Genomic DNA, 9230 nt, shown 5'->3' on the forward strand with positions numbered 1-9230 from the left:
TGGAGGCTTGGAGCGCCTGCGCAGCGGGGTCCTAACCCTTGAGGAAGCAGTCGAAGGCCCGAACTCGCGAGGATCCGCGGAAGGCCGGCGACATGTTGAGGCATTCTCGGCCCGCCCCCGCCACGAAGGGGTCGGCGCCGATTTCGGAGAGCTTGATGAGCAACAATTCCACGGCCGAGACCGAAGCGCCCGAAGCCACCGGTGGTGATGGTCCGCTCCTCGACCTGACCGACGCCGGCGTAAAGAAGTTCATCAAACAGGCGAAAGCCCGCGGCTACGTCACGATGGACGAGCTGAACAAGGTGCTGCCTTCGGAAGAGGTCAGCCCCGACGCCATCGAAGACACGCTGGCCATGCTCAGCGAAATGGGCGTCAACGTCGTCGAGGCCGAGGAAGACGCCGAGAACGCCGAGGGCGGCGAGGTCGCCACCCGCGACGAGAACACCACGGTCATCACCAGCGACAAGCCGGCCGCCTACGACCGCACCGACGACCCCGTGCGCATGTACCTGCGCGAAATGGGCTCGGTCGAACTGCTGAGCCGCGAGGGCGAAATCGCCATCGCCAAGCGCATCGAGGCCGGCCGCGACACGATGATCCGCGGTCTGTGCGAAAGCGCGCTGACCTTCGAAGCCATCATGGTGTGGCGCGAGGAACTCTCGACCGGCCGCATCCTGCTGCGTGAAGTCATCGACCTGGAAGGCACCTACGCGGCCATCAACGGCGGCGCGGCTCAGCCTGCCGCCGAGGACGACGACGGCGAACCGGCCGAGCCGGTCGACCAGGAAGCCGGCGAGGCCAAGCCCGAGGGCGAAGGCGAGGACGAGGACGACTTCGACGATGGCGCCGGCCCGACCGTCAGCGCCATGGAAGGCGAACTGCGCGAAGGCGTCATGGCCATCCTCGACGCCATTGCCAGCGAGTTCGAGACCTTCCGCAAGCTGCAGGACAAGCTGGTCGGCAGCCGCCTGAAGGGCACGGACCTGTCGGACGCCGACCGCAAGGCCTACGAGGGCCTGTCGGCGACGATCATCCAGCACCTGAAGACGCTGAAGCTGAATAACAACCGCATCGAGGCTCTGGTCGAGCAGCTCTATGCGATCAACAAGCGCCTGATCGGCTTGGAAGGCCGCCTGCTGCGCCTGGCCGACAGCTACGGCATCAGCCGCGGCGAGTTCCTGAAGGCCTATTTCGGCTCCGAACTGAACCCCACCTGGGTCGACCAGGTGAAGGGCATGGGCGTGCGCTGGACCAAGTTCGTCGAGAACGACACCAGCTCGGTCAGCGACATCCGCCAGGAAATCGCCGCACTGGCCACCGAGACCGGCGTGCCGATCGACGACTATCGCCGCATCGTCCAGACCGTGCAGAAGGGCGAGCGCGAGGCCCGTCAGGCCAAGAAGGAAATGGTCGAGGCCAACCTGCGCCTCGTGATCTCGATCGCCAAGAAGTACACCAACCGCGGCCTGCAGTTCCTGGACCTGATCCAGGAAGGCAACATCGGCCTGATGAAGGCCGTCGACAAGTTCGAGTACCGCCGCGGCTACAAGTTCTCGACCTACGCCACCTGGTGGATCCGTCAGGCCATCACCCGCTCGATCGCCGACCAGGCGCGGACCATCCGCATCCCGGTCCACATGATCGAGACGATCAACAAGATCGTCCGCACGTCGCGCCAGATGCTGCACGAGATCGGCCGCGAGCCGACCCCGGAAGAGCTGGCCGAAAAGCTGGCCATGCCGCTGGAAAAGGTGCGCAAGGTCCTGAAGATCGCCAAGGAGCCGATCTCGCTCGAAACGCCGATCGGCGACGAGGAAGACAGCCACCTGGGCGACTTCATCGAGGACAAGAACGCGGTCCTGCCGATCGACGCGGCCATCCAGTCGAACCTGCGGGAAACCACCACCCGCGTGCTCGCCTCGCTGACCCCGCGTGAAGAGCGCGTGCTGCGCATGCGCTTCGGCATCGGCATGAACACCGACCACACGCTGGAAGAAGTCGGCCAGCAGTTCTCGGTCACCCGTGAACGCATCCGCCAGATCGAAGCCAAGGCCCTGCGCAAGCTCAAGCACCCGAGCCGCTCGCGCAAGCTGCGCAGCTTCCTCGACAGCTGATCGGCTTCCAGGCCAGACAAGACGAAGGCGGCGCCCGCGAGGACGCCGCCTTTTTCTTTGGACCCGCTGAAGAGCGGTACGGCCTAGTTGTTGCCGGTCTTGACGTCGGCCGAGCCGGCGCCATTGGCCGAACCCGAAACGCCGCTGCGCGAGGCCGAGCCCGACAGGCCCAGCGAGCCGGACTGACCGGCGCCGCCCTTGCTGGTGGAGGCGCTGGACGAACCCGAGCCATTGGCCGAGCCGGAGGCGCCGTCGCGGCTGACCGAACCGCCTCCGGTCAGGGCGACGTCGCCGGTCGCATTGGCCGACGCGGCCGCGTCCCGGGCGGAGCCGGCGGCGTTGCGGGCGACGCCCGTGGTGCGGGTGGCCGCGCCCGCAGCCCGGTCACGCGCCGAGCCGGCGGCACCTTGGGCGTTCGAAGCGGCGCCCGAAGCGGTCGAGGTCAGGCCGCTGGTGTCGGGCGCGGAGAGCGAGCCGCCGCCCGAACCCGAGCCGGTCAGCGCGCCGGTCAGCTGGCCGGCGCCCGCCGAGGCCGAGCCCGAGCCGGAACCTTCGGCCGAGCCATCGGCCTTGGCGCTCGAAGCGGTGTTGCGAGCCGTCGAGGCCGCGCCCTCGGTGGCGCCGCGCGTGCGGCTGGCGGCGTCACGGGCCTTGCCGCGCACGGTCGAGGTCGTCTCACCGGCCCGGTCGCGGATACGGCTGGCGCCTCCACGGACGCTGGACCCCAGGCCGCTCGTGTCGGGCGCGCTCAGGCCGCCGCCCAGACCGCCGTCGCCGCCGAGCTGGCCGCCAAGGCCGCCCATACCGCCGGTGAGGCCGCCGGTCAGGCCGCCGCCGCCCGAACCGCCCAGCAACTGAGCCTGGGCCATCGGGGCGGCCAGCAGGACAACGGCCGAAGCGGCGGTGACGAGGAACGAGATCTTGCGCATGGGACGTCTCCTTGAGGTCATTTCGTGGGGCGTCTTTTTCGCCTCCTGACCCGTCCAACGACGCCGCTCGGGGCTTTCTTCCATCGCCGTCGAAATTTTTTCAGCGACCCGCCTCGACCTCGCCCGCGCCGAACGTCCTGTCAGGTCCCGGCGCGCCCAGATCCTTGGCCTGACGCCCCAGCGCCGCCACCGCCGCCCTGGCCTTCGCCGGATCGGGGCTCGAAGTCAGCCGGGCCAGCCGCCCGGCCACCACCGGCGCGGCGAACGAGGTGCCGCGCAAGGTAGCCTTGCGTCCGCCCGGCGCGGCGGCCCGGACCTCTGTCCCCAAGGCCGCGAACGCCACCTGGCCGTTGGCGCTGGCCTCGGGCAGCGCCCTGCCCCGCTTGTCGACGCCCGTCACGGCGATCACGCCCGGATAGGAGGCCGGATAGAGCGGCGGGGCGGCCGGGCCGTCGTTGCCGACCGCCGCCACCACCAGCACGCCCTGGCCGACCAGCGCCTTCACCGCCGCCCGCAGCGCCCCGTTGTCGGGCCCGACGAGGCTGACATTGACCACCGGGACCTTGGCTGCGCTCATCCAGGCGAGCGCCCCGACGATCGCCGAGGCCGAGCCGCCGGTCGGTCCCACGCCATAGACGTCGGCGGCCAGCAGCCGCGCGCCCGGTCCCGCCGAACCATAGTCCCGCGCCGCGATCAGCGAGGCCGCCGCGGTGCCGTGCGTCCCGGCCTTCGGCGCGCCCTTGGCGAACCCGCGCTGCTCGATGGCGACGCCGCGAAAATCGGGATGGCTCGCCTCCACTCCGCCGTCCACAAGCCCGACCCGTGCGCCGGCCGCGCCCCCTGCGGCCGGAGCCATAGCGGCCAGCCCGGCCACGCCCACCAGCCCAGCGCCGGCATAGATGTGATTGAAATCGTAGTCGCCGGACGGATCCAGCGCCCGCAGCCGGCGAACGGCCTGGCGGGCGTCCATGCCGCGCGGCGGCGTCAGGGTCACAAGTTCGATGCCAAGCTCGCCCGACCGCTCGCGCCGCGCCTCGACGAAACCGGCGTCCAGGGCGCGCCGCAGCGCCTCTGGACTCGGCGAGACGGCCAGCACCTCGCCCCGGACCACGGGACGGCCCTGGTCGTCGGGCTCCAGCACGCGCGGATTGGCGCGCAGCAGGGCCTTCAGCCGGTCCAGCCCCGCCAGGTCCCGCACGCCCTGAGCGGTGCGCGTGGTCCGGTCCTCGGCGCCGTCGACCACGTCCGAAACCACCGGCAGCCGGCCCGGCAGCGACGGCAGGCCGCCCGGCAGCAGCTGCGCGTCCGCCGCCGGCGCGAGAGCCACGGCGCAGACCGCGACGACCAGGACGTGGACTTTCTTCCGCAACGCGATCTCCGTGGCTTGCCGCGCGAGAACGATGGCCGGAACCCGCGCGGAGTGGAATAATTATCCGGTTCATGGATTAAACGCCGGAAGCGGCGCGTTTCTTCCCTTAGGCGACGTAGGCGGACCTTGGATTCTTTTCAGAAGGACATGCTGGACCTCCTGCCGCGGCTTCGCCGCATGGCGCGGGTGCTGGCCCGGGATCCCGCCGACGCCGACGACCTGACGCAGCTGACCGTCGAACGCGCCCTGGCCCGTCGCGATCAGTGGCGGGAAGGCACGCGACAAGACAGCTGGATGTTTCGGATCATGCGCAACGCCTGGATCGACGAGAGCAGAAGCAGGGCCCGCCACGGCCGTGTCCTGGCCCCGCCCGAGGCCGGCGTGCACGCCGCCGATCCGGCCGCGCCGTCGCTGGACGGCCGCCTGGCCCTGAGCGCCGTCGAGGCGGCGCTGGACGCCCTGCCCGAGGATCAGCGGATCGCCGTGGCCCTGGTGCTGATCGAGGGCCTGTCCTACCAGGAAGCCGCCGACAGTCTCGACATCCCGATGGGAACCCTCACCAGCCGCCTAGCCCGCGGCCGCACGGCTCTGCAGGCCGCGCTGATCGACCAAGGAGCAAGGCCATGACCGTGAGCGACGAAGAGGTCTTCGCCTATGTGGACGGCGAGCTCCCGCCCGAGACCATGGCCAGGATCACCGCGGCCATGACCAAGGACCCGGCCCTGGCCGCCCGGATCCAGGCCCAACGCGACCTGCGGCGTCTGCTGTCGGGCGCCCATGCCGGCGTGTTGCGCGAACCGGTCCCGCCCGGCCTGAAGGCCACGGTCACCGCCGGGAGCAAGCCGGCCGAGGTGATCGCCTTCCCGCAGCCCAAGCCCAAGGAAAAGCTCAAGGACAAGGCCAAGGCCAAGGCCAAGGCCCAGAAGCCCGCGGCGCCGGTCGCCGGCCGCCCGACCTTCCGCAAGCCGCCGGCCTGGGCCGCCATGGCCGCCTGCCTGGTGGCCGGCCTGGCGATCGGACGCCTGGCCCTGCCCTCGCCGCCGACCGCCGACGGTCGCGCCGCCGAGTTGCCGATGGCCGTCGGGCCGCTGGCCCGGGCGCTGGAGGATGGCGCGGCTGCGCAAGGCCAGGGCCCGGTGCGGATCGGCGTGACCTTCAAGAGCCAGACCGGCCGCTGGTGCCGCACCTTCCAGGGCCAGGACCAGGCGGGCGTGGCCTGCCGCGCCGACGGCGCCTGGCGGGTGCTGGCCTCCGCGCCCGCGACGGCTCCGGCCGCCGGCGGCGAGTACCGCCAGGCCGCCTCGGAGACGCCGACGGCGGTGATGGCCGTGGTCGACGGCATGATCTCGGGCGCGCCGCTGGACGCGGCCGGCGAGGCCCAGGCCCTGAAGAGCAACTGGCGCTGAGTGGATCGGGAGGCGGATAGGGTCGCCGCCTCCTGGAAAGACTAGGGGAAAATCCAGGAGGCGGCGTATCCGCGCCCTTCGCAGGGGGGGACGCGAGGCGGGCGCGGATAATGACCGGAGGACTGCTAGGCCAGAAGGTCGAGCAGGACGCCGGTCATGGCGTCGGCGGTGCGAAGCACCGCGGCGTTGGCGGAGAAGTCGGTTCGCGCCGAGACCTGCTCGACGCGCTCGGCGGCGAGATCCGTCTTGGCCGAGAGGCCCGCATCGCTCCCCACGCGCTGAGCGCTGGCGGCCAAGCGGCTGGTCGCGGCGCCCATGCCCGCGGCGGAGATCGAGAAGGCCTGCATGAACCGTTTCCCCTGTCTTATCGCGAAGCTGACGGGGTTCGGTTAAGCGGATCTTCATAAATAGGGTGAATTTTCATCGACCTTACCCAATTATGTAGAGAATTTTTCTCATTAAGGTTACCAGCGCGAACGCTCTGATCGCCTACATTACAAAACGTTCAGGTAGAGCTTGCTCGACAAGCCGCCAGCCCCTCTGCAAGGTCGCCGGCTCCGCGGATCCGCCGCGTCTGGAACCTGTCCGAATGCCCTTCTCGCGCCGCGCCGCCTGCCTGAGCGCCGCCCTCCTGCTGGTCGCCCATCCCGCCCTCGCCGCGCCCAAGGACGCCTTCGTTCCCTCGGCCGAGGCCATCCGCGCCCACATGACCTTCCTGGCCGACGACCTGATGGAAGGCCGCGAGGCCGGCACGCGCGGCTACGACCTGGCCGCCAACTACGTGGCCGCGCAGTTCGCCCTCCTGGGCCTGAAGCCGGCCGGCGACGCCGGCTCCTACCTGCAGACCGTGCCGCTGGTCGCCTATCGCCCGGCGAGCGACGGCGAGATCAAGATCAGCGAAGGCGGCGGGACCTCGGCCTCGCTGGTCTTCGGCGACGACTTCCTGCCCAGTCCGCAGGCCGACAAAGCCGAACTGGCCCTGAACGCGCCGCTGGTGTTCGTCGGCTTCGGCGTCAACGCGCCCGAGCGCGGCCGCGACGACTTCGCGGGCCTGGACGTGGCGGGCAAGATCGTCGTGGTGCTGTCGGGGGCCCCCAAGGGCTTCCAGACCGAAGAGCGGGCCCATTACGGCTCGGTGGGCGTCAAGCGGGCCGAGGCGGCCCGTCGCGGCGCGATCGGCGTGCTGACCCTGGGCACGCCCACGGGAGAAAAGCGCCGTCCGTTCGCGCGCGGCGTGGCCGGCAGCCGCGACTGGCGCATGACCTGGAGCACCCCGGAAGGCGCGCCCTTTGTCCGCGGCGGTTCGGCGCCCAGCCTGGCCTCGATCAGCGTCAAGGGCGGGTACAAGCTGTTCGGCTCGGCCACCGCGCGTCTGGAGGCCGCCTATACGGCCGCCGACACCCAGGAAGGCAAGGTCGAGGGCTTCGCCCTGCCGACGACCGCCAACGTCGCCCTCAAGAGCGAGATCCAGCAGCGCCGCAGCAGCAATGTCGCCGGCCTGATCGAGGGCTCGGACCCGACGCTGAAGGCGCAGACCATCGTGCTCAGCGCCCACCTCGACCACGAGGGGATCAAGGAAAACCCCAAGCCCGGCGAGGACGCGGTCTATAACGGCGCCCTCGACAACGCGAGCGGCGTCGCCACCCTGCTGGAGGTCGGTCGCGGCTTCACGCAAGGCAAGGACCGGCCCAAGCGCTCGATCCTGCTGCTGGCCGTCACCGCCGAGGAAAAGGGCCTGATCGGCTCGGAATATTTCGCGCACAATCCGACCGTACCGAAGGCCGAGCTGGCCGCCGACGTCAATCTGGACATGCCGGTGCTGCTGTACCCGTTCACCGACGTGGTGGCCTTCGGGGCCAACCGTTCGAGCATCGGCCCGATCGTCGCCAAGGCCGCCGGCCGCGTCGACATCGCCCTGTCGCCCGACCCGATGCCGGAAGAAGGCCTGTTCACCCGCAGCGACCACTACCGCTTCGTCCAGCAGGGCGTGCCGTCGGTGTTCCTGATGACCGGCTTCAAGAACGGCGGCGAGAAGGCCTTCAAGGACTTCCTGGCCACGCACTATCACAAGCCCAACGACGACCTGAAGCAGCCGATCGACTACCAGGCGGCCGCCAAGTTCGCCCTGGTCAACTACGAGATCGCCCACGACCTGGCCGACGCCGCCGAGCGCCCGACCTGGAACCCGGGCGACTTCTTCGGCTCGACCTTCGCGCCCAAGGGGCATCCGTCCTCGGCCGCGCGCTGAGCGACCCATTGACCGAGGAGGCGGAGGGACCGATTTTGTCCCTGAGCCTGTCCGCTTCTGATGGATTCCATCAGAAGCGGATAAAACAGGCTCAGTTTCATACACTTGAGCGTGGCGAGCGCCGAAACCGCTTACACTTTCAGCTGCCACGCTCATGTCTTTATCGAGAGGGAATCTGGTGGCCAGCGTGGGCGCGCTCCTGAGGCTCGGCGTGATCACGCCGCTGGTGATGGTGGCCGACGTGTGGCTGGCCCAGAGGCTGTTCCCCGGCTTCGACCCCGGCGCCCAGTTCATCAGCGAGCTGGGCGGCCCGGCGGCCCCGACCCCCGAGATCTTCAACCTGGGCATGATGCTGGCCGGCGTCGCGGGCCTGTTCGCCGGCGCGGGCTTCGCCCATGCCCTGGAAAAGGCCGGCGGTCGCCGCCAGGTCTCTGCCTTCGCCGGCCTGTGGGTGGCGATGACGGGCCTGGGCGCCTTCTTCGCCGGCGTCTTCCATTGGCCCGACCCGATGCACCGGGCCTGCGGCGTGGGCCTGGCCATCCAGTTCGCGCCGCTGTTCACCGCCTGGGCCCTTTGGGGCAAGCCGGGCTACCGGCGGCTGGCGCACTTCTCGCTGGGCTGGTTCTTCGGCCTCCTCCTGGTGCTGGCCCTGCTGACGGGCGTGTGGAACGTGCGCACGGGCAATGACGTCGGCTTCTGGCAGCGCGGCCATGCGTTCCTGGGCCTCCTGTGGCTGGGCATCGCCGCCTGGAGCCTGGAGCGCGGCTGGCGGGCCAGGCCGGTGGAGCTGGAGCCGGCGGCGGCTTAGGGAACCTCCCCCTGTGGGGGAAGCGATCGCGTGAGCGATCGGTGGGGGGGATGACTTTCCGGCGCAGCGGCAGCTGAGAACGGCCCCCCTCCGTCCGCTTCGCGGACACCTCCCCCAGAGGGGGAGGGTCTTGGGGCGCGGCTTTGCGGCCTCGCGCCTTGGCTGCGAGTTGATCGAAGGGGTGCGGGGCGCCCGGGCGACGCCCGGAAGCTGTTTTCAGCAAGTTACCGTTTCGACGAAGCCGGGCGCTCCGCGCCGCCGTTTTCCATCAGCCTCCGGCCGGCGGCGCTGTTGACGCCTTGCCGGAGCGCGCCCGCCGGTTTCCCGGAAGGCGCGCCGCGGGGCGGGGATGTCCT

General features: G+C 70.3%; 8 protein-coding genes. 5 read left to right on the plus strand and 3 right to left on the minus strand.

The genetic code is table 11. The features are described from left to right. The first annotated feature begins 155 nt into the window (after positions 1-155). Positions 156-2114: an RNA polymerase sigma factor RpoD gene (gene rpoD / locus SGCZBJ_RS16430; protein ID WP_101719064.1), complete on the plus strand. Its 1959-nt coding sequence runs from the start codon at positions 156-158 to the stop codon at positions 2112-2114. 83 nt (positions 2115-2197) lie between these two features. Here rpoD and SGCZBJ_RS16435 read toward each other — a convergent pair whose 3' ends face one another. Both SGCZBJ_RS16435 and SGCZBJ_RS16440 read right to left on the minus strand, forming a co-directional pair. Then, entirely contained in the window at positions 2198-3043 is an 846-nt protein-coding gene (locus SGCZBJ_RS16435) for a hypothetical protein (RefSeq protein WP_101719065.1), read from the minus strand. Between the two features lie 100 nt (positions 3044-3143). Next, positions 3144-4412, minus strand: a complete 1269-nt coding sequence (locus SGCZBJ_RS16440; protein WP_240621541.1) for a S8 family serine peptidase — start codon at positions 4410-4412, stop codon at positions 3144-3146. 126 nt (positions 4413-4538) lie between these two features. Here SGCZBJ_RS16440 and SGCZBJ_RS16445 point away from each other — a divergent pair, with 126 nt between their 5' ends. Both SGCZBJ_RS16445 and SGCZBJ_RS16450 read left to right on the plus strand, forming a co-directional pair. After that, positions 4539-5039, plus strand: a complete 501-nt coding sequence (locus SGCZBJ_RS16445) for a sigma-70 family RNA polymerase sigma factor (RefSeq protein WP_205685400.1) — start codon at positions 4539-4541, stop codon at positions 5037-5039. Next, the gene (locus tag SGCZBJ_RS16450; protein ID WP_101719068.1) at positions 5036-5818 is read left to right on the plus strand and encodes an anti-sigma factor family protein; all 783 of its coding nucleotides are present in this window, start codon (positions 5036-5038) and stop codon (positions 5816-5818) included. Before SGCZBJ_RS16445 ends, SGCZBJ_RS16450 begins: the two co-directional genes overlap by 4 nt. Before the next feature lie 125 nt (positions 5819-5943). On the opposite strand, the gene SGCZBJ_RS16455 is transcribed toward SGCZBJ_RS16450, so the two are convergent. Next, entirely contained in the window at positions 5944-6165 is a 222-nt protein-coding gene (locus SGCZBJ_RS16455) for a hypothetical protein (RefSeq protein WP_101719069.1), read from the minus strand. Between the two features lie 242 nt (positions 6166-6407). On the opposite strand from SGCZBJ_RS16455, the gene SGCZBJ_RS16460 reads away from it, so the two are divergent. Together SGCZBJ_RS16460 and SGCZBJ_RS16465 are read left to right on the plus strand one after the other, a co-directional pair. Next, the gene (locus SGCZBJ_RS16460) at positions 6408-8066 is read left to right on the plus strand and encodes a M28 family peptidase (RefSeq protein ID WP_101719070.1); all 1659 of its coding nucleotides are present in this window, start codon (positions 6408-6410) and stop codon (positions 8064-8066) included. A gap of 154 nt (positions 8067-8220) precedes the next feature. Further along, the gene (locus tag SGCZBJ_RS16465) at positions 8221-8874 is read left to right on the plus strand and encodes a DUF998 domain-containing protein (protein ID WP_101719071.1); all 654 of its coding nucleotides are present in this window, start codon (positions 8221-8223) and stop codon (positions 8872-8874) included. Positions 8875-9230: the final 356 nt, after the last annotated feature.

This window comes from Caulobacter zeae (genome assembly GCF_002858925.1).
Classification (GTDB): Bacteria; Pseudomonadota; Alphaproteobacteria; order Caulobacterales; family Caulobacteraceae; genus Caulobacter; species Caulobacter zeae.

Coding starts and splice junctions, on each gene's coding strand:
- rpoD (WP_101719064.1), top strand. CDS start 156: ATGAGCAACAATTCCACGGCCGAGACCGAAGCGCCCGAAGCCACCGGT.
- SGCZBJ_RS16450 (WP_101719068.1), top strand. CDS start 5,036: ATGACCGTGAGCGACGAAGAGGTCTTCGCCTATGTGGACGGCGAGCTC.
- SGCZBJ_RS16460 (WP_101719070.1), top strand. CDS start 6,408: ATGCCCTTCTCGCGCCGCGCCGCCTGCCTGAGCGCCGCCCTCCTGCTG.
- SGCZBJ_RS16465 (WP_101719071.1), top strand. CDS start 8,221: ATGTCTTTATCGAGAGGGAATCTGGTGGCCAGCGTGGGCGCGCTCCTG.
- SGCZBJ_RS16455 (WP_101719069.1), bottom strand. CDS start 6,165: ATGCAGGCCTTCTCGATCTCCGCCGCGGGCATGGGCGCCGCGACCAGC.
- SGCZBJ_RS16435 (WP_101719065.1), bottom strand. CDS start 3,043: ATGCGCAAGATCTCGTTCCTCGTCACCGCCGCTTCGGCCGTTGTCCTG.